General features: G+C 44.7%; 31 protein-coding genes. 19 read left to right on the top strand and 12 right to left on the bottom strand.

The genetic code is table 11. The features are described from left to right. The first annotated feature begins 61 nt into the window (after positions 1–61). From ACFQ4A_RS05590 to ACFQ4A_RS05565, 6 genes are all read left to right on the top strand, one after another. Positions 62–397 carry a thioredoxin family protein gene (locus tag ACFQ4A_RS05590; RefSeq protein ID WP_382398446.1) on the top strand — a complete coding sequence of 112 codons (336 nt, stop codon included), beginning with the start codon at positions 62–64 and terminating at the stop codon, positions 395–397. A 373-nt stretch (positions 398–770) separates the two neighbouring features. Beyond that, positions 771–989 (top strand): spore coat protein, encoded by a 219-nt coding sequence (locus tag ACFQ4A_RS05585; protein ID WP_382398445.1) that lies wholly within the window; start codon positions 771–773, stop codon positions 987–989. A 137-nt stretch (positions 990–1126) separates the two neighbouring features. Continuing rightward, complete coding sequence (locus ACFQ4A_RS05580; RefSeq protein WP_382398443.1) at positions 1127–1825, top strand: spore coat protein; 699 nt, start codon at positions 1127–1129, stop codon at positions 1823–1825. Positions 1826–1850: 25 nt separating this feature from the next. Continuing rightward, a complete protein-coding gene (locus ACFQ4A_RS05575; RefSeq protein ID WP_382398441.1) occupies positions 1851–2294 on the top strand; it encodes a spore coat protein in 444 nt (147 codons plus the stop codon). A gap of 133 nt (positions 2295–2427) precedes the next feature. Next, entirely contained in the window at positions 2428–2814 is a 387-nt protein-coding gene (locus ACFQ4A_RS05570) for a DUF2642 domain-containing protein (RefSeq protein WP_382398439.1), read from the top strand. Between the two features lie 12 nt (positions 2815–2826). Then, positions 2827–3039, top strand: a complete 213-nt coding sequence (locus ACFQ4A_RS05565; protein ID WP_382398437.1) for a hypothetical protein — start codon at positions 2827–2829, stop codon at positions 3037–3039. Positions 3040–3297: 258 nt separating this feature from the next. Here the strand turns inward: ACFQ4A_RS05565 and ACFQ4A_RS05560 are convergent, their stop codons facing one another. Further along, a complete protein-coding gene (locus ACFQ4A_RS05560; protein WP_382398435.1) occupies positions 3298–4248 on the bottom strand; it encodes a Gfo/Idh/MocA family protein in 951 nt (316 codons plus the stop codon). Positions 4249–4534: 286 nt separating this feature from the next. Here ACFQ4A_RS05560 and ACFQ4A_RS05555 point away from each other — a divergent pair, with 286 nt between their 5' ends. The 4 genes from ACFQ4A_RS05555 to ACFQ4A_RS05540 all read left to right on the top strand — a co-directional run bounded on the left by ACFQ4A_RS05555 (position 4535) and on the right by ACFQ4A_RS05540 (position 8516). Further along, the gene (locus tag ACFQ4A_RS05555; protein ID WP_382398433.1) at positions 4535–5458 is read left to right on the top strand and encodes a glycosyltransferase; all 924 of its coding nucleotides are present in this window, start codon (positions 4535–4537) and stop codon (positions 5456–5458) included. Between the two features lie 12 nt (positions 5459–5470). After that, complete coding sequence (locus tag ACFQ4A_RS05550) at positions 5471–6151, top strand: DapH/DapD/GlmU-related protein (protein ID WP_382398431.1); 681 nt, start codon at positions 5471–5473, stop codon at positions 6149–6151. A 99-nt stretch (positions 6152–6250) separates the two neighbouring features. Beyond that, positions 6251–7474, top strand: coding sequence for a glycosyltransferase (locus ACFQ4A_RS05545; protein ID WP_382398429.1), 1224 nt, complete (start codon positions 6251–6253; stop codon positions 7472–7474). A 28-nt stretch (positions 7475–7502) separates the two neighbouring features. Beyond that, a complete protein-coding gene (locus ACFQ4A_RS05540) occupies positions 7503–8516 on the top strand; it encodes a glycosyltransferase family 4 protein (protein ID WP_382398427.1) in 1014 nt (337 codons plus the stop codon). A 77-nt stretch (positions 8517–8593) separates the two neighbouring features. On the opposite strand, the gene wecB is transcribed toward ACFQ4A_RS05540, so the two are convergent. Next, complete coding sequence (wecB, locus tag ACFQ4A_RS05535; protein ID WP_382398425.1) at positions 8594–9673, bottom strand: non-hydrolyzing UDP-N-acetylglucosamine 2-epimerase; 1080 nt, start codon at positions 9671–9673, stop codon at positions 8594–8596. Positions 9674–9822: 149 nt separating this feature from the next. On the opposite strand from wecB, the gene ACFQ4A_RS05530 reads away from it, so the two are divergent. The 3 genes from ACFQ4A_RS05530 to ACFQ4A_RS05520 all read left to right on the top strand — a co-directional run bounded on the left by ACFQ4A_RS05530 (position 9823) and on the right by ACFQ4A_RS05520 (position 13602). After that, on the top strand, positions 9823–11052 hold the full coding sequence (locus tag ACFQ4A_RS05530; protein WP_382398423.1) for a glycosyltransferase: 1230 nt from the start codon (positions 9823–9825) through the stop codon (positions 11050–11052). A gap of 110 nt (positions 11053–11162) precedes the next feature. Further along, entirely contained in the window at positions 11163–12491 is a 1329-nt protein-coding gene (locus ACFQ4A_RS05525; RefSeq protein WP_382398421.1) for a nucleotide sugar dehydrogenase, read from the top strand. Next, positions 12478–13602, top strand: coding sequence for a DegT/DnrJ/EryC1/StrS family aminotransferase (locus tag ACFQ4A_RS05520; RefSeq protein ID WP_382398419.1), 1125 nt, complete (start codon positions 12478–12480; stop codon positions 13600–13602). The genes ACFQ4A_RS05525 and ACFQ4A_RS05520 overlap by 14 nt, the downstream gene beginning before the upstream one ends. Positions 13603–13621: 19 nt before the next feature. Here the strand turns inward: ACFQ4A_RS05520 and ACFQ4A_RS05515 are convergent, their stop codons facing one another. From ACFQ4A_RS05515 to ACFQ4A_RS05495, 5 genes are all read right to left on the bottom strand, one after another. Then, positions 13622–14902 (bottom strand): glycosyltransferase family 2 protein, encoded by a 1281-nt coding sequence (locus ACFQ4A_RS05515; protein WP_382398417.1) that lies wholly within the window; start codon positions 14900–14902, stop codon positions 13622–13624. A 412-nt stretch (positions 14903–15314) separates the two neighbouring features. Continuing rightward, positions 15315–16511, bottom strand: a complete 1197-nt coding sequence (locus ACFQ4A_RS05510) for a hypothetical protein (RefSeq protein WP_382398415.1) — start codon at positions 16509–16511, stop codon at positions 15315–15317. A gap of 13 nt (positions 16512–16524) precedes the next feature. Continuing rightward, positions 16525–17361, bottom strand: a complete 837-nt coding sequence (locus tag ACFQ4A_RS05505; protein WP_382398413.1) for a hypothetical protein — start codon at positions 17359–17361, stop codon at positions 16525–16527. Further along, positions 17358–18047 (bottom strand): ABC transporter ATP-binding protein, encoded by a 690-nt coding sequence (locus ACFQ4A_RS05500; protein ID WP_382398411.1) that lies wholly within the window; start codon positions 18045–18047, stop codon positions 17358–17360. Before ACFQ4A_RS05500 ends, ACFQ4A_RS05505 begins: the two co-directional genes overlap by 4 nt. Then, positions 18044–18433, bottom strand: coding sequence for a GntR family transcriptional regulator (locus tag ACFQ4A_RS05495; RefSeq protein ID WP_382398409.1), 390 nt, complete (start codon positions 18431–18433; stop codon positions 18044–18046). The genes ACFQ4A_RS05500 and ACFQ4A_RS05495 overlap by 4 nt, the downstream gene beginning before the upstream one ends. A 221-nt stretch (positions 18434–18654) precedes the next feature. Between ACFQ4A_RS05495 and selD the strand changes: the two genes are divergently transcribed. From selD to ACFQ4A_RS05465, 6 genes are all read left to right on the top strand, one after another. Further along, a complete protein-coding gene (selD, locus tag ACFQ4A_RS05490; RefSeq protein ID WP_382398407.1) occupies positions 18655–19701 on the top strand; it encodes a selenide, water dikinase SelD in 1047 nt (348 codons plus the stop codon). Between the two features lie 18 nt (positions 19702–19719). Beyond that, on the top strand, positions 19720–20775 hold the full coding sequence (gene mnmH / locus ACFQ4A_RS05485) for a tRNA 2-selenouridine(34) synthase MnmH (protein WP_382398405.1): 1056 nt from the start codon (positions 19720–19722) through the stop codon (positions 20773–20775). 107 nt (positions 20776–20882) lie between these two features. Continuing rightward, the gene (locus tag ACFQ4A_RS05480) at positions 20883–21275 is read left to right on the top strand and encodes a hypothetical protein (protein ID WP_382398403.1); all 393 of its coding nucleotides are present in this window, start codon (positions 20883–20885) and stop codon (positions 21273–21275) included. Positions 21276–21455: 180 nt separating this feature from the next. Next, positions 21456–21695, top strand: a complete 240-nt coding sequence (locus ACFQ4A_RS05475; protein ID WP_382398401.1) for a hypothetical protein — start codon at positions 21456–21458, stop codon at positions 21693–21695. Further along, positions 21679–21819 (top strand): hypothetical protein, encoded by a 141-nt coding sequence (locus ACFQ4A_RS05470; RefSeq protein ID WP_382398399.1) that lies wholly within the window; start codon positions 21679–21681, stop codon positions 21817–21819. The genes ACFQ4A_RS05475 and ACFQ4A_RS05470 overlap by 17 nt, the downstream gene beginning before the upstream one ends. Before the next feature lie 150 nt (positions 21820–21969). After that, complete coding sequence (locus tag ACFQ4A_RS05465) at positions 21970–22212, top strand: hypothetical protein (protein WP_382398397.1); 243 nt, start codon at positions 21970–21972, stop codon at positions 22210–22212. Positions 22213–22243: 31 nt separating this feature from the next. Here the strand turns inward: ACFQ4A_RS05465 and ACFQ4A_RS05460 are convergent, their stop codons facing one another. The 5 genes from ACFQ4A_RS05460 to ACFQ4A_RS05440 all read right to left on the bottom strand — a co-directional run bounded on the left by ACFQ4A_RS05460 (position 22244) and on the right by ACFQ4A_RS05440 (position 26560). Beyond that, positions 22244–23191 carry an MBL fold metallo-hydrolase gene (locus tag ACFQ4A_RS05460; RefSeq protein WP_382398395.1) on the bottom strand — a complete coding sequence of 316 codons (948 nt, stop codon included), beginning with the start codon at positions 23189–23191 and terminating at the stop codon, positions 22244–22246. Between the two features lie 27 nt (positions 23192–23218). Then, the gene (locus ACFQ4A_RS05455) at positions 23219–23434 is read right to left on the bottom strand and encodes a hypothetical protein (RefSeq protein WP_382398393.1); all 216 of its coding nucleotides are present in this window, start codon (positions 23432–23434) and stop codon (positions 23219–23221) included. Between the two features lie 169 nt (positions 23435–23603). Then, positions 23604–24896, bottom strand: a complete 1293-nt coding sequence (locus ACFQ4A_RS05450) for an alpha/beta hydrolase (RefSeq protein WP_382398391.1) — start codon at positions 24894–24896, stop codon at positions 23604–23606. Positions 24897–24968: 72 nt separating this feature from the next. Further along, the gene (locus tag ACFQ4A_RS05445; protein WP_382398389.1) at positions 24969–26321 is read right to left on the bottom strand and encodes a tripartite tricarboxylate transporter permease; all 1353 of its coding nucleotides are present in this window, start codon (positions 26319–26321) and stop codon (positions 24969–24971) included. A gap of 5 nt (positions 26322–26326) precedes the next feature. Then, complete coding sequence (locus ACFQ4A_RS05440; protein ID WP_382398387.1) at positions 26327–26560, bottom strand: hypothetical protein; 234 nt, start codon at positions 26558–26560, stop codon at positions 26327–26329. Positions 26561–26819: the final 259 nt, after the last annotated feature.

Genomic DNA, 26819 nt, shown 5'->3' with positions numbered 1-26819 from the left:
GTCGCCCTGCTTGGCGGCAGTTCATTTTTGGGCAAGGGCTCGCCGGAAAGGAGACATGGTCATGAAGAAGTACACAGACGTAAACACACTGGAACATGTTGATCATTTCATCGCCAATCATCCATTGGCTCTCCTGTTCATTTCCCGTACCGGCTGCAGCGTCTGTCACGGATTGCTGCCCCAGGTGCAAGAGCTCCTGGAAGACTACCCGGAAGTGCAAATGGGCCATGTCAATGCTGATGAACTGGAAGCCATTGCTGGACATTTTTCAATCTTCACAGTGCCGGTCATACTGCTATTTGGCGATGGCAAGGAATATTTGCGTGAAGCCCGTATCGTCCATATGGATTTGTTTGAAGAAAAATTAAGCAAAATTTATGAAGGATTCCTGGAATAAGATGGGTTGATCGGACCAGTGATGTTTTCTAAGTGTCAGACGGCCGCTTTTTGTTATATTTCGACCGGTTTAAGCCATCAATCAGCCACGTTGAAAACAACCTGACCACCTTTAACGATAATCTGGCCACTTTCTCCAATTTCTGGCTATTCACCTCTCGTGACAGGCCATTCAACCTTTGATCAGGCAGACCAATCCACTTTACGCTTCCTATGACCCTCAACCACGGATATCTGTCTCTCATATATCTCTCATAGGATAATAGTCTATCGCCAATTGACCATTTCCCGCAAAATCATAGACAACAATCCAATCAAAATCGGCTGTGAGCCATAGGATAAACCAAAGCTTAAGGAAAGCAGGTGATATGCATATGGACAATAAATCAGCCAATCACAATGCCATCCCCGAAAAAGTTGTCAAAGTCATGATTGATGATATATTCCGCAAAAACAATGTAAAACCTGAAGAAGTCAAAAACAATATGTCAAATGATCAGAAACAAATGCTGAAGGATATGGTTGAAGACTTGAGGACACAGGTGGAGCAATTCAATCAAGGGGAAAAAAATAAAACAGAAACAGATAAATAGGAGTCTATTAAAGAAAACACCCATTTCATAGGTGTTTTCTTTAATTTTTGCTAAAAAACGATAATCTAGTGAATCCGTGCAATCTGATTAGTAGGAACAACCATAGAGTAATATTAACAAAAGAAAGGAGTGTTAATATGAGATCAGATAAGCGGCACAGTACTATGAACCCTTATGGCAACAAGAGTAAGTACTTTTACCTCAGGGATAAACGCAAATACGGCCATCAACACCACTGTCACGAATGTAGAACCACCCATTGTGCCCCTGACCGTCATTTATGCGACAAATGCAGGGATAAACACCAATACAGACATCAACACAATCAACACTGCTGCCAGGACTGCGGATCCACCGACTGTGAACCTGGTTACAACCAATGCGGCAAATGCAGGGAAAAATATAAAAAACATGACCACCATGACCAGCATGGCCGGTTTGAAATGGTCGAAGTCGATCCCCATGCAACCGTCTCACAAGATGAAGGCCAATATTCCTTTATGGATCAGGAATCAGCTGAAATGATTTGGGTGAAGGAATCCTGTAATATCACAGTTGATTCAAGAGACACACAAATTGGGGTTTCACTTCAAGCCAGTTTACAGCTGGCCATAGCGTTAGTACTGAATATTGCGATTGCTGATTCAGGACGGAGTGAAGCGATATCGCAAGACCTCTTCCAGCAATTTAATGCCGAACAAATCAATAAACAAAAAATCTATATCTATAATACCAAAGACGCCACGGTAACCACGAGAGACACAGATGTCGCCATTAATATTCAGGTTCTGCTGCAATTGCTGATAACCCTGGTTGTCATGGTCGACGTCTTGTAACCATTAACGAAAGGAGTTGGAAAACATGAGTCATATGACGAAGACGGAATGGCGTGCTCTGGATCATTGTGATGATCATACAAGGGACCAAAGTGATGCAACTGTCGTGCAGGATGCGGGCGAATCTGCATCCAGCCAACAAATATCAGATGAATGGATTATCATTAAAGACTCCGAAAATATTGACGTCACAACAACTGACAGACAGGCGGCTGTCTCTCTACAGCTCGGTATTGAAGCAGCCATTGCAGCCGTGATTAATATTGCGATTGGCGATGGGACACAATCAAGAGACCTCACACAGGACTTCAGACAAGTGGTCAACACAAGACAGGGTAACCGCCAAAAGACGATTGTTGAACAGTCCAAAGATGTTGAAATCACCACAACCGATACCGATATCGCCATCAACATCCAATTGTTATTCCAGGTCTTAGCTGCCATTGTCGCCTCCCTGGATATCCTTTAATAGACCAAATCAACCGTCCGGGGAAGCCGGTCAAACGAAAAAACATTTACGATTTCCACTTCCCCGGTCTTAAAAAAATCCTTTAATGGGTGAGACCATTAAAAATCTGTCATTAAGAAAGGAATGATGAGCTGTGGCTAATCTGACAAATCGTCAACGACGTCTATTACAACTGGCCAATCAATTATCGCAAAATTTAGTTGATGACAGCACAGATAGCAGTTTGAATAATAATGTGTCAATTGACCTACCAGGCATCGATCTCAATGCCGGGCTGAATGTAGGTTTCGGTTCGGATGGTGGAACAGACACACCCACTGACCCTGCCCCTTCCACTCCGACAACAATGCGAGATGTACTACTGGATTTACAGAATGAACAAGTAGAAGTTACCACGCCTTTTGGACCGGTCACCGGTACGCTGATTTCAGTGCAGAATGACTATGTTGTACTGGTAGAAGCTGATGGTGCGCAAGTACTTGTACCGATGGAAGACATTGAATTGGTCAGTGAATTATAAGGAGGGATTCACATGTTTCAAGATACGTTTGCTGCTGAACTGGCCAGACGAATCGGCTCAAGGGTCGAAGTCGCTACGGATAACAATTTAATAGAAGGTGTCCTCTCAACCGTTACTGCGAATTTGGTGCTTGTTGTTGAAATTGACAGTGGCTATGGGGATAATAACACACTATACCTGTCAGTCGGCGCTATCAATTTTGTTCGCTTCCCTGCTGCGGCATAAACACCAGACTAAATGAACACACACCTTCCATGACAAATCCCCCGGCACTAACCTGCCGGGGGATTTTTACTTGCCATACTTATTCCACTGGTAAATCCAGCGGAAACGATCGATATGATTAACGCTTTTTAAAATAAAGCGAAACGTTAAATAGACACACAGGATGTGCTAGTGTCGACAATGCAACAGGACGCGCGAGTTTTTGTCGACCTGTCAGTTACATGCGGGATAAAATCGATTCGGACGGCATACAAATAGCTAATAATACGAATCACCAGCATGAACAATCGCATCCGTAATCCGATTGGCCATCCTAAGTGCCTGCCTTCCCTCCTTACCGGTAATGGAAGGCTCTGAACCGAACTTAATACACGCGATAAAATCCATTAACTGAAGATATAATGGCTGTACTGAATCCCCGATCCGAATCGTTTGTGAGACCGGGATCGGATGATGACCCGTTTTCTCGGCAAACACACGCGTTACATTGATTGTCCTGTTCAATATATCTGCCTCAATAAAGGCGTCCTCTGTCAGGATTTGCATAGTCCGGACTTTTCTTTCTGACATAAAACTTGCCGTCAGCTGGGCAGTTATCCCTTGTGACGTCCGAATCACAGCTGCCGCGTGTGTCGGGGTATTCCCGATGACTTTACCGAAAGCATTTAGTTCCGGCGTGTCATCCTGAAGCCATTCATTTAGCATATAAATATCATGAATCATTAAATCTTTGACCACGTCAACTTGCTTAAGCGTGACATCAGCAGGGCTTATTCTGTGGAAAGCCAACCCGATAACGGACTCGTGTTTCAGCATTTCTTTGAGCACCTGGATGAACGGATTGTAAAGCTCAATATGGCCTGCTTGAAGTTTGACACCTGCTTCCATGGCCTTCGAGATTAAATCATCAGCCTCTGCAATTGTACTGGTCAACGGCTTCTCCATCAGCATATGAACGTTGTGTCGGATACAGGCCAATCCGGTTTCATAATGGAATTCTGTCGGCACCGCTATACTGACAGCATCAACCGACGCAAGAAGGTCATCGACGGATTGAAACGGTTCAACGTTATATTTTTTAGCAACCTGACGCCTTTTTTGTTCATCATCATCGTATATCCCTATAAGCTGGCAATGGTCATTCATCGATAAATACGTTCGCACATGATTTTCTCCCATATTGCCAGTTCCAATCACACCGACTTTCATAGCGAATCGCCTCACTCTTGATAAAATAAAACTTCAATCAGCAGGTGGGTATAAGCCGCCACTGATTGATAGTTGAATGAATCGGGCATTTACGGGAAGCATGTTCGCCCACTTATTCTTCTGAGGATTACCTCGTGTTTTGTCGTGGGGATCTTGCTGCCCGTTAGATGCGGAAAGAATACTACTTTATCTTATGCGCCAGCTTTTACACGAGGTAGACTATCATACCAATCAAACTAAAATTGGCCTGTGTCCTGCTGATGATAAGAAACAAGGAGGTGACGATATGCTGCATATTTTGCTGATTGCCGAAGATACGTCCCGACAGTTGAATAAAAACTTTTATTATTTGGAACAGGAAATGGCGAAAAAGGTCCAGTTAACGTTATGGCGAAAACCAGGCCATATCAGCCATATTACGAAACAGCTTCCAGGTCGGCCGGATTTTATACTACTACTGAATGATCTGGACCGGAAACTGTATCCCCTGATCAAAGGGCTTGCCCATATTGATATTCCAACTGGCTTATTTGTCAATGATGTCCATCGGCTTACGAAACTCCGAAAAAACTACATTGAACAAAATAACATCACACATCTGTTCACCGCCGTCCGGGACCCATTTTTAACCACCTATCCGTCATTTAAAGCGAAAATGGAGTGGCTCCCCCACTTTGTCAACACAACGCTCTATAAAGACTATGGGCTCAAAAAAGACATCCGTCTATTAATGATGGGGGCTGTGAACGAGGTTTATCCATTACGGCAACGGATTCTCGATGCCTATCAGGGTGACGCGCGTTTTGTCTATCATCGCCATCCGGGCTATCGGAATTTTTCCAAAGAAGACGAAGGCCGGCATGTTATGGGCCAAACGTATGCAAAGGAACTCAACCGAGCGCGGATCTTTTTCACCAGTCCATCACGATTGAATTACCCAGTTATTAAATACTTTGAGGCACTCGCCTGCCGAACACTCCTCCTGGCACCAACCTTCAAGGAACTGGAGGATTTAGGCTTTATTCCCGATTTTCACTTCGTTCCGATAAACGAACACAACTTTCAAGACAAAGCCGCATATTATTTAGCACATGAAACAGAAAGACAGAAAATAGCTGATCAGGGCTATCGTTTTGTTCATGAACGGCATACCTTAGAGCAGCGGTCAGAGCAGCTTATTAAACGCATCGAACAGATTGTTGATCAATAAGGAGGGATTCCGTTGTCTTCTGTTCCCGAAACAGCACAAATCGGAAAGCATGTCGTCATTGAGAAAGACGTTGTCATAGGGGAGAATGTGACGATCGGCCATAATACGACCATTCTAAAAGGCACTCAGATTGGTGATGATGTCACCATTGGCAGCAATTGTGTCCTTGGCATTAAACCAGCGGTCAACCAGCGAATGCGAAACGTCGCTGACAGAGGAGATCAGCTAACGATTCAGACGGGTACGACGATTGGGCACTTGGCGTCTGTCTACGCCGGGACACGTATCGGTAAAAACGTCTTTGTCGGTGATCACGCAAGTATCCGGGAGAATGTCTCGATTGGTGATGCGTCAGTGGTCGGGAGAGCAGCGATTGTCGAATTAAATACCAGAATCGGAAAATCCTGCACCATTCAGACACAAGCCTATGTAACCGGGGATACAACATTGGAGGACGATGTTTTTATCGGGCCGTGTGTATCCATGGCGAATGATAAATATATGGGAGCTCAAAGCGTTACCCTGAATGGTCCCTATATTAAAACGGGAGCGAAAATCGGTAATAATGCGTCATTGCTGCCCGGTGTGACAATTGGCCGCAACAGTATCATCGGCGCCGGGGCTGCCGTAACGAAAGATATAAGTGATGCCGTCACGGTTGCAGGCGTTCCTGCGAAAAAACTTAACCCTTAATGGAAATAAAAAGCGATGGACATCAGTCTGTCGCTGTTTTGTCGAAAAGATACCTCACAATCCCAACAAGGAATGAACAAGCAGGAAAGGTGGATTGTCATGGCTAAAAAAATTTGTATGGTCGTTGCCTATCATCCATTTTTGGACGCCAGAATTTTTAAGAAAGAAGCAAAAAGCCTGCAGAAAAAAGGATACCGTGTCACGATGATTGTCCCAAAGAAAAACGGACATTTATTTGACATTGATGGTACCCCTTTTAAAAAACAATTCCGGAGTAAAGTGTTTACCCATGAAGGCATCAAAATTGTCACCTACAATGCGGAAAACAGCAGACGGCCCTTGAATAAAGTACTGAATGACGAACAGATGTGGGAACGTCAAGGTTTTCATAACCCTTTAACACAACTTGCCATCCAGGAAGATGCTGACATCTATCATACCCATGAGTACCTGTCACTGTTTGCGGGTGTTGGCATCAAACGGTTGATGAAGAAAAAGAAAGGAAAAGATGTCAAATTAATTTACGATAGCCATGAGCTGACGCCTGATCCTTTGCACCCAAGAAACTCGGAGGAAAAAAGAAAGCTGTTGAAGCAACAACTCTTGGTCATGCTGCAGGACGTGGATTATGTCATAGCGGTTTCCGAGTCGATTAAGGCCTGGTATCAGTCCCATATGCCCGGATTGCCGGTGGAAGTCATTTATAATTCCCCGCCGCTCAACAAAAACCAGCAGCCTAAATCGTTTCATTCCGACAGGTTAAGCGTTGGTTATGAAGGAAACATCGACGACCGGAAAGGAAGTCAGAACAAAATCATTCACATTTCAGAAATATGTGCGGCGAAAACTGATTTTCAATTCAAAATTATCGGCGGAAAACAACATGGCAGTTCGGTGGTGATACCAAATCATCTTAGGCGGACGATCACGTTAACCGGGTGGGTCGATTACCACACCATTCCACAGCATATGCAGGATGTTGATATCGGATGGATTGACTTAAGTGATGTCGAACGTTCTCTTAATCAAGATTACTCACTGCCGAATAAATTTTTCAGTTATCTTAATAGCGGCGTCCCCGTTGTCACCAATAAATGTCAGGAAATGGAACGCTTTATCCGTCAACACAAGTGTGGTTATGTGATTGATAAAACAGAACCCACACCGCAAGACTATGCGGACGTGTTTCTCTATTTGCATCAACATCGGAATACGTTACAGGAGATGAGTCAAAACGGCCGTAAAGCAATGGAGAAAATTTATTCGTGGGAAAAAATGGAGAAACGATTGTTTAATATTTACCATTGGCTCTCTGTCAATTAACAGACATGACACGTATTAAACAGAAAGGGTGAAAACGTTGCGCGTATTGCATATTCCTGAAGGCGGATTACCCATGATCAACTTATGCCGGGCACTCCGTTCGAAAGGCATTAAAGCAACAGCCTGTCATTTCTATGGTAATCGGTACAACTTTGAATCAGATGTTTGCCTGAACCTAGAGAAAGTGCCAAACCATTTGCGGGAAGGAAAAATCAAGAAATATATGAACAACGCAATAAAGGAATATGATATCTTTCACTTTCACTTCGGAGGCACATTTTTTCCGGACAAACGTGATCTGGAAATATTGAAAAAAGCGGGTAAGAAACTGGTGGCCCACCACCGTGGGTCTGATGCACGTCTATTATCCGCGGCGAAAACCAAAAATCCGTTTGTCCGGGTTAAACCGGAATGGAGCGAGGAAAAGATCAGAGAAAATTTAACCACCCTATCCCATTACATTGACCATGCGATTGCACTCGACTATGAAATCGAATCCTATATTAAAGATTACTATCACGAAACACATGTTATCCCTCATATTGTCGATATTGGCAGTCTTCAGCCCCGCTACCCCAAGGGAAAGACAAAACCGCTCATCGTGCATGCCCCGACTAAACGTCAGTTAAAGGGGACTGAATTCATCCAGGAAGCCGTTGAACAGTTGGAAAATGCTGGCGTTGCATTTGACTTCCGGCTAATTGAAGGGATGGACCATCAAGAAACAATGGACCTGTTGGCAAGGGCGGATATCGTGATCGATCAATTGCGGATTGGCTCACCCGGTTATCTTAGTACTGAAGCGATGGCTTTGGGTAAACCGGTTATCTGCTATATAAGAGAGGATCTGGTCAATCAATACCCGGCCGGAATGCCGATTGTGAACGCCACACCGCATACCATCACGGCTGTTTTACATGATTTAATCAGCCGGCCGGATCAATGGAAGGAGCTGGGGGTTAAAGGAAGGGCATATGTCAAACAGCATCATAGTACCGCTAACGTGGTGAACCGGTATATTGATCTTTATCACCAATTATAGAAGAGGTGCCAGGCAGGGCACCTCTTTTAATCTGACAGCATGGTACATTTCATCATTCTAGCATGATAGGCATCTTATTAAGTACTGCATTCTTTTATCAGAATTTCAGCTATGGTTCGTGCGGCTTTGCCATCTCCAAAAAGTGGTGGATGCTCGTTGGGAACCTGGAGCGCTTGAAGCGTATCCGCAATCTTTTGTGTATCAGCACCCGTTAGTTGATTCCAACCGGCATGCACCGTTTCTGGCCACTCCGTTTCATCTCTCAGCGTTATACAAGGTACTCTGAGCATATAAGCCTCCTTCTGCAGCCCGCCGGAGTCCGTTAAAATCGCACGTGCACCGGAAGTAAGGGCTAGCATGTCGAAATAATTGAGTGGATTCACGATGGTTATCGACGAACGCGCTATATTGCCCATTAGCTGGTATTCATCCATTTTGCGTCTCGTCCTGGGATGCATGGGAATGACAACCTTTTTGTGTAATTGGTTTAAGGCTTCCAGAATAGATCGTAAGCGTTGGGGATCGTCTGTGTTTTCCGCGCGGTGAACGGTTGCCAAATAGTAATCATTTTCCCGGAGTGATAGGTCCCTTCGTATCGAGGAATAGTCGAGTGCCACTGGTTTAAAATGGACGACAGCATCATACATGATATCACCTGTTCGATAGACCCCCTTTTCAATACCTTCCCGTCTTAAATTACTGACAGCCGTTTCCGAAGGGCAAAACAGCCAATCAGATACGTGATCCGCCACGATACGGTTAATTTCTTCAGGCATCTTTTTATTAAAACTGCGCAGCCCAGCTTCCACATGCGCAACCGGAATATGAAGCTTTGATGCTGCCAGACTTCCGGCGAGTGTCGAATTTGTATCGCCATACACCAACACCATATCCGGTTTCACAGCCATCATGACATCCTCCAGTTTCGTCAGCATGCCGGCCGTTTGTTTTCCGTGAGAACCGGAGCCTATCCCCAGATCATAGTCTGGTGCCGGCAGCTGCAATTGATCAATAAACACGGTGGACATATTGTCATCATAATGCTGGCCGGTGTTCACGATGATTTCGTCAATCGCTGACATGGCTCTAAACAACTTGGATAACATGCCAGCTTTTATAAATTGAGGCCTTGTACCGGTAATCGTTATTAGTTTCATAGCCTTTCCCCTTTCTGACAATGCGATTAATCTATTCTATTCGTCATGCCAAAAGGATGATCCGACGTTGACACACACGTTTTCTCACCATGCTCAATACCATGGAATAAAACTAAAAAACCGTGATAACTTGCAGCAGGAGGAAAATAATGGATCACAATGTCTGTTTTTTAGTATCTGAGCACCCGTTTTTAGATGCGCGCATTTTTAAAAAGGAAGCGAAAAGTTTACACCAACAAGGCTATCAGGTCACCATGATCGTCCCGAGGAAAAAGGGGTATTTATTTGATGTGGATGGCAGCATTTTTTATGAGCAATTCAGGTCATCGGTATTTGGTCATGAAGGCATTAACGTCATAACCTATGAGCAACGTCATCCTGAGAAACGGATCAAAGAACTCAACCACAACCTTCAATCCGGTCACCATCATCGTTTTACCGACCAGCTGACACAATTGGGCATTGAACAAAAGGCTGATTACTACCATGCGCATGAGTTTTTTTCCCTTTATTCAGGCATTGGCATCAAACGTGCCCTAGCTGTAGAAGGAAAGCAAACCAAACTGATCTATGACAGCCATGAATTGGATCCGGACCCCCTAATCGAGCAACCGCAAAACATTTATAACACCAAGAAACAAATGCTTAAGCTTATGCTGAACGAGTTGGACTATGTGATCACCGTCTCATCATCCATCAAATCATGGTACCGTTCAATCAATCCCTATCTGCCAACTGAAGTTATTTATAACGCGCCGCCTTTAACACCTGACCACCATCCGGGACAAGGATACAAAAAAGGACTCACCATCGCCTACGAAGGGGTAATGAATCAAAACAGAGGCAGCTTTCATAAATTGATTGACATTCTGGAACAGTGCCACAAAACACTTCGACTCAACCTCATCATCATCGGAGGTGAAAAAGCTGCCGATCAGGACCTAAAACACCTGATTCCGCCCCACTTACAGGAAAACGTCCATTTCACCGGGTGGATAGGTTATGACGCGATTCCTTCCGTGATGAAGGGGGCCGATTTGGGCTGGATCGACCTGGACACAGCCCATTCACTTAATCAGCGGTTTGCAATGCCTAACAAGTTTTTCAGTTATTTAAACAATGGTGTGCCCGTTTTAGCCAATCAAAGCAAAGATATGCAAACATTTGTTGAAACGTATCAATGCGGCCATGTTGTTCCCAAGCAACAAGCAACGGCCGACGATTATGTTCAGGCGCTTCATTTTCTTGATGCCAACCGCGACAAAATCCGCACCATGAGCCTCAATGCCCGGCAGGCGATGGAAGCTCATTTCAGCTGGGAGCACATGGCGAAACGACTGTACGCAGTTTATGACCGTTTAGCCAAAGACAGGTCATAAGCGGTTTAATCAAAATACGGCCGTATCAAGCACAAGCACAGTCATGAGCCATTTTATCAGCATAAAATTGGGTATATCGTTTTGAGTTTATAAAGAAATGAGGTTATCATATGCGCATTGATCAAAACCCACCCACATCAACTGTAGCCGTTGTAGGACTCGGAAAAATCGGTTTACCCCTAGCAGCTATTTTTGCCAATAACGGCTATCATGTTGTCGGCGCGGACATCAACCACGATGTCGTCGCATCCGTTAATCAGGGAAAAACGCATATTAACAACGAACCGGGATTAGATGAGCTTATTGCAACGGCCCATAAAAATAATACATTGTCCGCTACAACAGCCACTGCCGAGGCCGTTGCTGAAGCGGACACAATCGTTGTGATTGTCCCGGTTTTAACAGATGACCAAAACCAGACAGATTATCACATGATCGATCATGCCGTCGCGGATATAGCTAAAGGCATTAAAGAAGATTCGTTGGTGATTTTTGAAACAACGCTTCCCCCCGGAGATTCTGAAAATCGATTCGGTAAAAAGATAGAAGACATTTCGGGGTTGCGTCCCGGCCAAGACTTCTTTCTTGCCTATAGCCCTGAACGGGTCTATTCCAATCGGATTATCCACGATTTAAAGCATTATCCGAAAGTCATCGGCGGAATTAACGAAAAGAGCCTTAAACATGCTTCGACCTTTTATCAAAAGACCCTTGGCTGCGAATTAATTGAAGTGAGTTCACTGCAAACAGCCGAATTCTCCAAGGTAGCCGAGTGTGTCTATCGTGACGTCAATATTGCACTAGCCAATGAATTGGCCATGTTTGCAGAAAAAAAAGGTGTCAATATGGCGGAAGTGTTAAGTGCCAGCAACAGTCAGCCTTATTCCAACATCCATTCTCCCGGCATTGGTGTTGGAGGACACTGCATTCCAATCTATCCGTATTTTTTCATAAACAAAGGCTTAAGTGAGGGCCTGACCCCTTTATCCAGAAAAATCAATGACAGCATGGCGGGCTATGCCATTACCAGAATTGAACAGCAGATCGGATCATTAAGCGACAAAACGATTCTTATTTTGGGGTTATCCTATCGGGGAAATGTAAAAGAGCCAACCAAATCAACGGCCCTGATGCTGATCGACCAGCTTAAAGAAAAGGGAGCACACCCATTTGTCAATGATCCCTTATTTTCTGATCGTGACATCAGGCAGTACGACGCCACACCGCTATCATTAAATGATCGGCGCTGTTCGGAAATGGATGTTGTCATTCTGCAGGCTTTTCATGAGGCATATCGTGATCTCGACTTCAGCCAGTTTACCAATTGTCAGCTTGTTTTGGACGGACGGAATCAATTGAATAAAAACGCCATTTCCCGGCTGGGCATCAAGTATGCAGAGATCGGCAATAAAGGAGGTGGCCGTCTTGACTCAAATTGAATGGGACCGAATCCCGATGGTTGATTTAACGGAAGAGTTGACATTCATCAGGGAACCGATTTTAGACAAAATGACTGATGTGGTTGACAGCGGCCAATATATATTAGGTGAGAAGGGTGAACAACTGGAAAAACAAGTAGCCGACTATATCGGAAGCACCTACGGAATCGGCACAGCGAGCGGCACGGACGCTTTGGAGCTCTCCCTGAAGGCATTGGCTATTGGGCCGGGCGATGATGTCATCACAACACCGTTCACGTTTTTTGCTACGGCCGGGGCGATTGCACAAGTCGGTGCCAGGCCGGTGTTTGCTGATATCGAAAAAGACACGTACAATATTGATCCGGCTAGCATTGAGAAAGCCATCACCCAAAACACGAAGGCCATCATGGTTGTTCATCTGTATGGCAAGGCTGCTAACATGCAGGAAATAATGCGAATTGCCGACAATTATGATTTACGGGTGATCGAAGACGCCTGCCAAGCCATCGGAACGGAATATAACGGCAAACGGGTCGGATCAATCGGTGATATTGGCTGTTTCTCCTTCTTTCCGTCAAAAAATCTCGGCGCGTTTGGAGATGCCGGATTAGTAACAACCAATCAACCAGAACTTTATGAAAAAATTCGCGGGCTCCGTAACCATGGTAGTACGAAAAAATACCATCATTCAGCCATCGGTATGAACAGCAGACTTGATGAAATGCAGGCAGCTGTTTTACTTGTTAAATTATATTATTTGGATATTTTCCTGCATAAACGAAAGGAATCCGCCAACAGGTATACCGAAAACCTGCACCGTCTACTGAAAACACCCGCAGTGGCTCAGGAACAGGAACACACCTTTCATCAATATTGTGTTGAACTGGCTGAACGGGATGAACTGGCTTCAGTATTAGACCAAAGTGGGATTGACTCAGCGATTTATTATCCCGTTCCACTACATTTGCAGCCAGCTTTCGATTATCTTGGTTATCAGAAAGGTGACTTCCCGATTGCTGAAAGAGCAGCTAAACGAATTTTGGGGCTGCCGATTTACCCGATGCTCTCGTTCCAAAAACAGGACTATATCATTAACACGATAAACAATTTTCTGGCGAACAATGGTTAGGAAACGGCCATTGTTCTCTTTATTCTTCGAGGGTTTCTAAAAAGTCCTGCCAGCTGGCGTGGTATTGTCTGGTAATACTTTCCGTGTGTTCACGGATATTGTATACAGTGAAATCGCGATACTGAAACCGGTGATGTTTTATTAACCGGTTCAACACACTGATATCTTCATAAAGCCTGCCTTCTGCAAAGTCAATAACCGGGAAGCCACCGTCCTTTTTTAACACAGATGTGCGGTAGATTCGCGGTCCGAGCGGAAAACGGTAAGCAAGCAGATCTTTCCGTCCCCTGACAGCCGTCCCTTTGGCAATCCCTTTAAACAGGACATCATCTTGCAGTTGCTTCCACTTTCTGAAATTGCCGTACACGACCGCTACATCATCCGGTAGACCAGCCAGCTGTTGTTTGATAGTGGAAACCGCATCGGGATCGAGCCAATCATCCACATCAAGCTCCAATATGAAATCAGACGTGGCATGCGGCAGCAGAGCGTTCAAGGCTCTTGCTTTCCCGCCATTTCCTTTGCTGAACATGTACACCCGTGGATGATCACGATAACGCTTGAGACGCTGCCACGTATTGTCCGTTGAGCCATCATCGATGATCAATAACTGCTCCACTTGTTCGTTTTGCATCAGGCAAGAGCTAACAGCCGTTTGGACATAGGCTTCCATATTGTAAGCTGACATAATAATTGAAAGGCTGGGATGTTTAGTATCCGCTTTTCTCAGCTGATACTTTTCGATAAACATTTGCTTTTCGATTGTGCTTTTGGCGTTGCTTATCCTCGCCTCCTTGACCAAACCATCCTTAAAAAATTTCTCAGAATCTGGCACCCGGGAAAGCCAGGCAGGGAGTCGTGCTTCCTTGAATGGCAGCTCGGAAGATGAGAGCAAGGGATGCTGTTTTAAAAATGACGTGCAAACAAGTAAAGGTTGCTGGATGGTGATGTTGCGATGATGTTTAACAGTACCTAAAACAGACTGATCCCCGGCAAGCTGCAAAAAGTCAGGTGTTAGGGCAGATGAAAGATAATCCGTGCCGCTCAGCCATAGCACATAAGGCGTATCGATCATGTTGATGGTATCCTGCAATAGGTCCCCTTCGTCCTGATCTTCAATCGGTATCAATCGAATCCGATCAGACCAATCAACCTCAGGCACCCGTTTAATACCGCCCTTTCCTTGTTGAAAGACGATAACTCCTTTCATCCTGGAGCGAATCGAATTTAACGACATGAGCGCTTTAGACAGTGCCGTTGGATCAGAATAATGGATAAAGATGGCGGTTATATCGTTCACCACGGTCCCCTCCATTCATATGACATATTTCTGGAGAACGCACAATAACACTATGTACATATGTATGAAGCAGTACACATAAATATGCACTGAATCTTATTCAGCGTTTACCCACTATTTGTACCATTATCGCCTTTCCTGAAGAAATATGTCATCTGCCCGTAATACTATGAAAATACGCAAATCTCTTAGTAGAAATGCCGATTCAACTTGATACGCTCGACATAACATATAGTAATCGATACAAGGCCTTGTTGAGAGCACACACCCATGAATTTTACCCTTTGAAAGCCGGCTGACCACCGGCTTACATCACATTCGTTGTCATGTCAGCTCCTGATAGAGTCATTTCGCAAACCTCCTAACCAAAAATATGAGCGCCTGCTTCAACCGGATGAAGCAGGCGCTCATATTACTCAATCGATAATTCATAAAGATCTAGGGAAGCATTCTCATCGACAGGCTTATCAAGCTTAATCTTTCCTTCATACAGGGTATCGCCGGATTTTAAATCAAGCACAACGACACGCTCAGGGGCTTGCTCGTTACGTGTCAGCATATAGGCCTTATCATCCCAGATGCGTATAGCGCCTCCCCGCTTTTCCGCTTCCTTATCAAACGACGGCACCTCTGTTTCGCTGCTGATTTGTTCTGTTTCCAAATCATACTGCACGATTTGTTGTTCGTCTATGAAGTAAAGCGCTGTGTTGTCGCGGTCTAAAATTTCTTGATCCGCTAACGCTCCCGGAAGGTCCAGGGATCTCGTCTCTTCTGTTTCCGGCTTGTAAACGATATATTCCACACTTTCTTCAGCCGGCTGCTCCGAAGCGGCCTCCCGATTAGGATCGTCACTAATCGACCGGGTCATTTTTTTGAAGATGATGGTATCATGTGCTGTTGTTCTATCCGAAGCGGATACCACGTTAACATACGTTTGTTGATTTTCCCCAGTTTCAACCAACGCTATCCTATCCTCACCGGTTATCTCCCCATCCGGGATATTGATGCGGTAAAGGTGTGCTGCTTCTTCTCCGCCATCCCTTGGGTAATTGCGCGTTATAACGCGCAATTCATTATCTGTCATTTGTACATCTTCAACGTATACTTGCCGATACTTGGCCCTGTTCGGCAATGGGACCGTAAATGATGCTGCTTCTTCATCACTTGCTTTATCCAGAACAGCAATGTCCAATTCCATTTCATCCCGGCCGGGCACCGTCTGATTGATCACATCCGCATAAGCTAGTGTATCTTCTGTTTCAAGGTAAGAAGCATCATTTCCACCTTTACCACGCATGAAGCTACGGTATTCTTCCTGCATCTGATTGACTCTTTCATTAAAAAATCTGTTCCGAAAATGTTCGAAAAGGGACTGTTCACTGCTGTATGTTGACCCGTCGCTATCAACTTGGACGGGATCCCCGATGCGACGTCCCAGGTTATAGCTGCCACTTATCGTGACCGACTTCATTTCGTCTTCATTTCCACTCACTTTTTCTACCGTTATATCTGGCAGACCATTCGCTGTGATAGCTGACTGGACGTAAAATGTCCCGATCGTCAACACAACAACCAATATAACTGCAATTAATCGCCAATACCGTTTCATTCGATCACTCCTCTCATACCGTTATTTTTCTCGTCAGTAAATAATGACCCATCCAAAGGGACCCGACTGTTACCAACAATCCCAGTCCAATTTCCATACCAAGCGTTTCCAGCGGATACAAGTAGTAATGATCCATAAAAGCAATGGCCAGAAGAGGTGAGATCATAATGATAACCGAAAGTGCCGTATATCCGATCCCGAGCACTATCCCTTTCCACCCAAAACTGCGCTCGATTAAAAGAGCTGTGAACAGCACGGATACCGCCATAAAGCCGGCACCATAATACAGAATAAATTCCGTAAAGGTCTGCGGTATAAGGATGGATAAGTAATTATCCAAATTAACAATCTGGCCAACCGTCATATCTGCTCGGAAATCAATCGGCACCAGCCACTTTAAGACACTATTTTCCAATGGCAGAATGATAAGCTGCACCGACACGAGTCCCAGCACCATCAATACAATCGATACGGCTTTGGCCAGATAGACATTCAGCCGGGCTGTCGGCAGCATCAGCAGCCGATAAATAAACGTATTTTTACCAAACCAGTCACGATACCAGATCATGAAAATATAAAATAATAAGGCGGCTGCACAAAAAGCAATTGGGCCCATGAACCATAGACTGTGAACAACATTCAGGAAGGACATCGGACCATATTGCTCGATAAATTGCGCCTGTGATAATAACCCTTCCTCAAAAATCATTTTATTTGCTTCCGCCATGTACGAATTAGCGGTCACAATCACCCCTGCCATCTGGACGATAATTGTCAGTGCAACCAGCACAAGATATAGTTTCATAAACCGGCTTAACTCAAAGTTTGTGAGTTTCACAAAACGATTCATTGCTGATACACCTCCCGCATCACATCAACCACTGACTTTCCTTCTGTCTCTCTCACTTCTTCACTATTGAATTGTTTTAACACTTTCCCGTCATCGAGAATCACCGCTTGATCTATCAAGTGCTCAATATCGTTAAATTCGTGGGTCGTAATAATCACGCCGCGGTCTTCCACCAGATGACTCGTGAACACCTCGGCAATCTGTTCCCGGCTGAAGATATCGATCCCGGAAAACGGCTCATCCATTAATAAATAGTCAACATCTAGGGCCAGGCCAAGTAGCAGGTTCACTTTCGCCCGATTCCCTTTTGATAAGTTATTGATTTTCTCACGTTCCTTCAGCTTAAAAAAATCGAGTAATTCGGTTGCACGCTGCTGATTCCAGCTGTCATAAAAATCAGCCATGAACTGCATCGCTTCAGCTATTGTCATATTTGGCTGCATAATAATGGCATCTGGAATGAAGGTGATTTGTTCATAACCCTGTTTACTGATCGTTTCACCGTTAATCAATATTTGACCGCTATTGAGCGGTGTCAGGTTCATAATCGCATTCATGATCGTCGTTTTGCCAACACCGTTTATTCCGATAATGCATGTGATTTCACCCTTTTCCGCGGTGAAGGATACACCTTTTAACACGTGTTTACGGCCAAATTTTTTACGGATATCGTTTACTTCAATCATGTCTCATCCCCCTGTACTTCGCCTTCGTTTTCATATTTTTCTTTTACCAGATTCAGCACTTCCTCAACCGGAACATCGATTGAACGGACTGACCGCACAAAATCATCGACCGCTTCCACGATCAATTCCTCCCTCACCGATTTGAGTATATTCTCGTCCTTCGTAATCTTACTCGGTAAATTCCGCTCCGTATAAATCAAACCCGCTTCCTCCATTTCTTTATAAGCCCGCTGTGCGGTATTCGGATTTATTTTCAATCGGTTGGCCAGCTCACGCCGTGAGGGAATCTCCTGACCCGGCTCAAATACACTAGTCGCAATCTGCTCCTTAAAATGGCGAATGACCTGCACATAGACCGGATCTCGTTTATTAAAATTTACATTCATAATCACAGCTCCCGTTTCTTCAGATGAATGTATCTGTGTTAACCGATTAATACACCCAGGGCAAAAAATGTGTATTAAGTGTCTAATACATCCTATGTGGTGTATTATATAATTAATACACTAACAAGTCAACAGCCGATTTATATACGCGTTAAAAAGCATATCTCATTTGTATATGCTAAAATGGACATTATCATAAATTCGTTGAAAGGATGATCGATATGGCAAATGCCGTTAAACTGACGTCTTTCTCCTCGAAAGGTGGCTGCGGCTGCAAAATCGGCCCGGCCGATCTGGAAAATGTCCTCCGCTCACTTCCAAAACAAACCGCTCCAAACCCGAATTTGCTTGTCGGACTGGATACAAGTGATGATGCGGGTGTCTACCAACTAACTGATGACCTGGCCCTTGTTCAAACAACCGACTTTTTCACCCCGATTGTCGATGACCCATATGCATTTGGACAGGTAGCAGCCGCCAATGCCATCAGTGATGTGTATGCCATGGGCGGAACACCAATCACGGCTTTAAATATCGTGGCGTTTCCGATTTCCACATTGGACGAAGGCATTCTCGCAAACATCCTGCGCGGTGCCGGTGATAAACTGGAAGAGGCCGGCGTATCGCTTGTCGGCGGCCATTCAATCGATGATCAGGAACCAAAATTCGGACTAGCCGTGACGGGAACTGTAAATCCTGATAACATCCGGGCAAATACGAGCGCTAAACCGGGTGATAAGCTGATTTTGACCAAACCGATCGGGGTCGGCATCATGACCACGTCCCTGAAAAACGGACTGCTTGAACAAGATGAAGTTGATCGCGTGACAGACGTTATGACCACATTGAATAAAACGGCTGCCGAAACCATGAAAGACTACCAGGTGAATGCCAGTACCGACGTGACCGGATTCGGACTGCTTGGCCACGCATCGGAAATGGCTACGGGCAGTCACGTGGAAGTTCGGATTGATTCAAAAGCGGTCCCTGTCCTGCCAAGGGTGAAGGAACTGGCTGAAGCAGGCTCTGTACCAGGGGGCACCAAAAATAACTTTGACCACGTAAAAGATAGCGTGACATTTTCCGAGAACCTCGGCCAGCTGGACAAATATATTCTGTGTGATGCGGTCACCTCGGGCGGACTGCTCCTATCAGTGGACAGCCGTGATGCCGAAGCATTTTTGGCGGACTTACAACAAAAAGGTGTCGAAGCAGCAATTATAGGCGACGTAGCAGATGGCAACAATGGCCATATCACAGTTGACTAATTAGAAAGTGATGATAATATGTTTCACGATATAACGTTACAGGTGTTGCTGGAAAAACAGCATAGCGAAAACCATACCATCATTGATGTGCGTTCACCGAAAGAATATAACGAAACGACCATCCCCGGCAGTGTCAACATACCGGTGTTCACCGATGAAGAACGCGCGGAAGTCGGCACGCTGTATAAGCAAGTTGGCAAAGAGGCAGCCAAAGAACGCGGACTGGCGATTATGTCGGCCAAATTGCCAGAATTCGTCGGCAAATTTCAGCAGATTAACACACCAATAACCGTCTTCTGCTGGCGCGGTGGTATGCGCAGTAAAACCGCCGCAACAGTCGTCGACTTGATGGGGATTGAAGTGAACCGACTGCAGGGCGGGGTTCGTGCATACCGGCAGTGGGTTATCAGTGAACTGGAAAAGGAAGATTTTCCACCGGATATCGTTGTCATGAACGGCAATACCGGCACAGGCAAAACCAAGCTTCTGCATCAACTGGCTGAAAAGGGCTACCCGGTCATCGACCTCGAAGGAATGGCCGGGCACAGAGGATCCATTTTCGGTCATATTGGTGTTGGTCCTAATAGCCAAAAAGAATTTGAATCGCAGCTCGTACAAGCAATGCGTCAATTTCACGATGCACCGTTTATTTTGATGGAAGGTGAAAGCAGGCGAATCGGTAAAGTCACCATACCCGCGTTTTTGTATGATAAAAAGGAACAAAGTACACAACTGTTTATTGATTTGCCAATGGAACAGAGAGTCCTGAACATTTTGGATGATTATCAGCCCTGGAACCATCCCAACCAATTCTTCGAAGCATTCGACCGCATCAAAAAACGGATCCATACACCAATTGCCAAACAAATTGATGAAGATCTGAGGGAGGAAAACTACACTCAAGCAGTCCAGCTATTGCTCGAGTACTACTATGACCCGCGTTATGAGCATATGGCCGGTCAATATCCGAAAGAAAAAATCAAAGCAATCAAGGCAGCTGAAATGGAGGGTGCTTTGGTGAAGATTGAAAACCAGCTCGTGAAAATGTATCCGCAAAGCGTAAATTCTCTATAGATGCATGAATTGAAATAGGGTGTTCATCTTCTGTTCATATAAAGGCCATACACTTAAGGGTAGGTGTTCAATTAACGCTTTTTATCCTCGCAAAAGGAGAGTTTAAATTGAGAAATTATAGTAAGGTTTTACTTAGATTTTCTGCCATATTCGCTTTGATCGGCGCCTTTTTAGGCTCACACATGGCCGGTGCTGGCAGCCTGGCATTCAAGACAGTACACGCTCACATTCTTGTTGTCGGCTGGCTGACCTTATTTGCCTGGGCGGTTTATTACAAAATCTTCACCCCCGCCAAAACAATCATTGCCACACTGCACGTCTGGACAGCGATTATCGGGGCTATCGGCTTGACTACCGGCATGTGGCTTTATTATGTCCGTCCGTTTGACCTTGCTGATGGGTTTGTGACCGTCTTCTTTATCGTCGGCGGCACGATTTTGCTGCTGAGTTTTGTATTTTTTGCCGTGCTGACGTTTATGAAGACAGAAGACCGGAAATAGACATTCAACTCATTACAAGTGCGGGCTACCATTAAAGTAACGCTTCATGAGTTAAACACAAGAAGCAGATAAGTCAGGCAAGACCTGACTTTTTTATTTGCACGATTTTCATTTTATATCGAACATTATACCAAAATTTTGGTTATAATGTTTATAATAAACGAAGAGGTGGTACCTCCAATGCGGTCAGTCAACATAACGCAAATTAACAAAAACATCGCTGAAAATCGCAAAAAAGTTAACGCTCGACTAAACGAAAAACGAGCTGCAAAACCAAGAATCAGACGGTCAAGACCACGATCAGAAGATGAACAAAAAGCTTTAACCGAAATCACAAAGGCTAGTGTCAAGCGGGCAAAACGGGAAGGGAAAATGAAAATAATTGGTAATCGGAGGGTGTACTATGATCCGTCTGAGTGATCTTAAAGCATCATTTCAGGATCTCAAACATCTTTCCAAACATGAAAGAATGGTGCAAGTTTGCGGTTTATTAACAGCGTACTTCCAGCAAGATAACATTCAGCCGATAATCGTTGGCGGCTAAATAAGTGATGGGCGGGATAAATTCGATAAACTACTCACCAATGAACTTGGATTTATCAAGGAAGGACGAAACTGGTATCACCAGGAATTAGAGATTTCCATTAAAATACCGGATAACGACTTGGAAGGGAATAGGGAAAAAGTTATTGACGTGAATTTGGATAACGGGCTCCACATCAATGTCATAGGTGTAGAAGACCTGATTATTCACAGACTTGAGTCCGCCGTTGTATCGCACCCCAAAAATCCGGATTGGACGGACGATTACCACTGGGCACAGCGAATGTTTCAAATTCATCAAAATGATCCCGAAATAATGGATTTGGATTACCTGTTGAACGCAGCCAATAAAGCACAAGTTAATGACATCATCAAAAATTGGCTGAAACCATAAATGCCTGCCACTTCACATGACAGGCATTTTATTATTGCTTCAATTTTTTAAAGTAATCAATCATACCAAGGGCGCATACTTGCATATCGAGATTCAGCACGATGTAGACATCATGGTTGGTCCGCAGCCCTTTAATCGATAAATCACCTTTGATTTGCTCCAGCATGCGTGAAGCCAGCACATCATAGCCTTTACCTTCCGACACAGCTTCTTCCCCGATGCTAACGAAAATATCCAGCCATTCCGATACTTGATCAAGCGCTTGATTAACATTCTCGGTCATACCAAAATGCCCGTAATAAATTTTGTCCAGATTCATTTGGCGAATGCGATTAATAGACGCATACATAGCATTCGGATCGAAGTGGTTTGGTGATGTGGACGGCAGAAAGAAGTCAATCCCTTCATCAATCAGCTGCTGATATCGGACCCCTACTGTGTCACCGGTGAACAGGCCATTGCTGATTGGGTCATAAATGCTGAAATGATGCCGAGCGTGCCCAGGTGTATCCAAAAATTCCAATGTGCAACCCTTACCAATCTTAAGCGTTTCACCCTCATCCTTAACCATCAGGCGGTCTTCAGGAACCGGAACAATCGGATCAAACAGGTCGCTGAAACTGTCACCATAAACACCGCGTGCTCCTGCTGCTAATTTTTCCGGGTTCACCAAATGTCTGGCCCCGCGCGGATGTACAACCACTGTCGCGTTAGGACAGTCCTGCAATAACAGTCCCGCCCCACCTGCATGATCAAGATGAACGTGTGTCACAATGATGTATTTCACCTGATCAAGGGAAAGGCCCAATTCATCCAGCCCTTTTTTGATATACTTCACTGACGGGCTGGGGCCGGTTTCAACTAATGTTAATTCGTTTTCATTAATCACATATGTGCCAGTACGTTCTGCGACACCTAAATCAAACCCATCGATTAAATGAATGCGATCATCCAGTTGAATCGGCTTTTTATCCTCCATTGTCTGCACTCCCCTCTGCCTTAAAATTTATTCCCGCTCCAACTCTATACGATCTGATTTTTCCATTCGCTCGAAAAAATAATCAACGCATTTTTTGAATAACGGGAAGTATATTTCCTGCAACTCTTCAGATTTTCTTATCCTGGCTAATCGTTCTTCTTCTTTCTCAAGTTCTTTCATTTCCCATTCGAATTTTTCTTCGTCCCAAGGTCCATCTTCCCCATAATAACCGACAAAGCCCATTTTTCATCACCACCATTTGTATTTTCATAAATTATACCTGAAATCCAGTGGTAATACGAATAAACAAAAGTAAATTATTTATTCATTTAAGGCAGCTAAAACCTGATTTCCTTAAGGTGAAAACATTGATTTAGTACCCCATAACACACCCGAAACGATAATTTATCATTTATTCCAAAAAATCTTTTCCCCTTAGGAATTCCATTATCCCCTTCAACAGCCCTTCTGCCAATGGAAGATCCGGATTGCTGTAAGCCGCCATGTTTCCCTGTTCATCTGCCGGTTCGTCTTTTAACACATGATTCATTTCCTTAAGAATCAGCAGATCAGCTATTGGACGAGCCTCATGCAGCAGTTCCGCCTCGCTGACCGGAACCTGCAAATCATGGCCACCATTGACTAACAAGACAGGCACATCCAATTTGGCGATTTCGTCACTGGGATCATACGCCATCCACGAGGACGTAAACGCCTGAACAGATGGCCGGAAGACGCTTTGCAGTTCCTGGCTCACGTCTTGCACCTCTTCACCCTGCTTCAGTTTTTCCAGAATACTTTCGGCTTCCTGTAGCAAATCCCCGGACAATTGGGCTTCCAGCTGTTCATAGAGCACGTGATCAATCGAACGACCGGCTCCGGCAAGTGAGATATAAGCATCCACATGATTACCTTGCGCAGCCAGCATACCAACCAATGAGCCTTGACTATGGCCGACGATACCAACTTTGGAAAAGCCTTCATCCTGTGCCAACAGTTTAGTCCATTTGGCCGCATCATCAACAAACTGATCGAAATCCAGCTCATTTTCCGGAATAGCCGCCTCCAAATTTTTTCCGACACCGCGCTTATCATAGCGCACACTGGCTATCCCCTGTTCGGCCAATCCTTCAGCCAGAAGCTTAAGGCTATTGTTCTCTCCCTGGACGCCACTCGAATTACCATTGCGATCAGTCTGCCCTGATCCAGGAATTATAAGCATAATCGGAGTTGGATCTTCGCCATCAGGTTTTTCCAGTTCACCATAAAGTGTTCCATCATCTGTTTCCACACTAAGAAAATTCCCGTCATTTTCTTCCTTTGGGTCACCTTTTGTTAAATTAAATGGAAAGGTCTGTCCGTGCTGGCTGAAGTCGCCTTTAATGGCAGCGTTGCTGAATTCACCGTCAAACGCAATCTGCTGCCCCTGTATTTCCATGAAAAAAGCAACATCACTTCCATCGACCGTCACCGAGGAAAGCGGATACTCCTTGACGCCCTGAGCCGGAATACTGATGGTTCCGATCCAGTCGTCGTTTTTGCTGAAGTTTACGATGATGTCAAGCGGCTGATTCGGGATTTCAATGGTCCCTGTCCATTTACCATTGACATCAGCATCATCCTTGTTTTCTACACCGTCATCACTACAACCGGCAGCCATTAAACACGTAACCAGCAGACAAAAACCAATGACTAATTTTTGCACGGATATCCTCCTTGTCTGCCAGTAATACGATGATCCTGTGCAAAGGTTTCAAACACATTGATGACAAAGCTTTTAAAACATCAAGCCCACCAGCCATGGAGCTGCATACAATGTCATGAATTGCACACCATAATTGACACCTTTTCGATGCAGAAAACCGGCAATCAGACCAATCATGAGAACACCCGCAATATTCAGTGCACCGGCATCCATATACGCCAGCATCAAAACAAGACCGAAGAACAAGCCAAGCATCGCCTCATGCGGGATGCGCTTGAATACAAAGGCACATATCGGCTGAGCATATTTGATGGTTATAAAAAAGGTGATACTGATTGCAATAACCGCTCCGATCAATGTGGCAATGACAAAATCATTCATCGACAGAATATGATGCAGATTGTGGTCATATGTGAAAACTGGCGGCGCATTAAACAAGGCGTGTCCCGGTCCCAGTGCCGTCGGCGAGAGCGGATAGCCAATTGCAATCAGCGGAACCAGTGTACCAGCGAGATAACCTGCATTTGTCAGCCCGTCCATGCTGGAAATCGCCCGGGATGCCCGCTTCACTGGATCCTTGATGCGGCTGGCGATCGTTTCACCCAGAAAGATCGTCATGCCGACCGGACTCATGAAAAAAGTGAACACGCCAAAAACTGAACTGACAGCACTTGATATGGTTTCATTTTTATCCAAAATTTTAAATGGATTCGGAAATCCTTTTTCCGCCTTTGCTTTGCGCATGACAATCTTTTTAGTGCCGTAACGCGGTAGGTTTCTTCTGATTCGGCCATTCAGCAATTCAAATAATTTTAAGATGACCGGTCCGATTGTGATCCCGAGGAAAAATGATGTAAAAACAGTCGTGTCCTCTGGTACAATCTCAAGCTCCCAGTATAAGTTGCGAAGACCTTGAATGATAAAAGCAAACGGCACAATCGACAATACCGCGAACCAGCGATTTTTGGCCATCAATGCCAGAAAAATCGCCCCGAAGAAGAAGACCTGACTGGAATACTGTTCAATCACATCGGCCAATGGGACCAATGCTGTTGCCAACAGCAAGCTAAGCGGAATGGAAACGATCGTCCCAATAACCGAACCGGAAGCCATTTTGCGGATACTGACATCAGGTTTGCCATGTTTTTTCAAAACCATCGCATGATCAACCATCGGTGCTGACATGACACCGCCCGGAATACCTGCGACCGCTACCGGGATAGAGTCGGTCAATTTTTTCGCGACAATGGCCGCGATAAAAAATGTCAAAATGAGAATCGGTTCCATACCGGAAATGACCAGAACCAGTGTCACAGGCGCAAGGACGGCTGTTTCATCCGTCCCCGGCGCAATGCCAATAATCGTATATAAACCTGCTCCAAGTATGGCCACCACAACCATTTGCAAAATTAAAACGATATCCATAATGCCTACTCCTCATCTGTATAACTGAATTGCCGTTTTGGTTTAATGATGATTGTGCTGATAATGAAGCCTAAAACGGCACCAACCAGTCCGAATAGCAGTGGCTGCTGATCCTCCGGCGCTACCAGATATCCCCCAAGTGATGTGATACTACAAATCAAGAGGCTCCACACCAGGTCTTTAATATTGACAAAGTCTTCCCATACTTCAACATTCTCTTTTTTACTTTCCGTAGACACGCTAAACAACTCCTTAAGAATCGTATATAGCTAATGGAAATGCCCCTCCATGGTTTAAAATTATACCTATTCAACATTGTTTAAGGAAGTCCATTTATAAAAAATTATACGAAGCCAAATTAATATTTCTTCTAGAGGTTGTTCAAAACCCCCATGTCTTGTCAGACACCGCAATAAATGAAAATGGGGGTTAGCGGTTTAATTGTAAAGAATCCTGTACATTATGTTAATGCAGGTCAGAGGTCGCCTCTTTTTTGGT

Source organism: Lentibacillus salinarum, assembly GCF_042679865.1.
Classification (GTDB): domain Bacteria; phylum Bacillota; class Bacilli; order Bacillales; family Amphibacillaceae; genus Lentibacillus; species Lentibacillus salinarum.
Note: the sequence above shows the minus strand (reverse complement) of the source record. Positions and strands in the feature narration are given on the sequence as shown.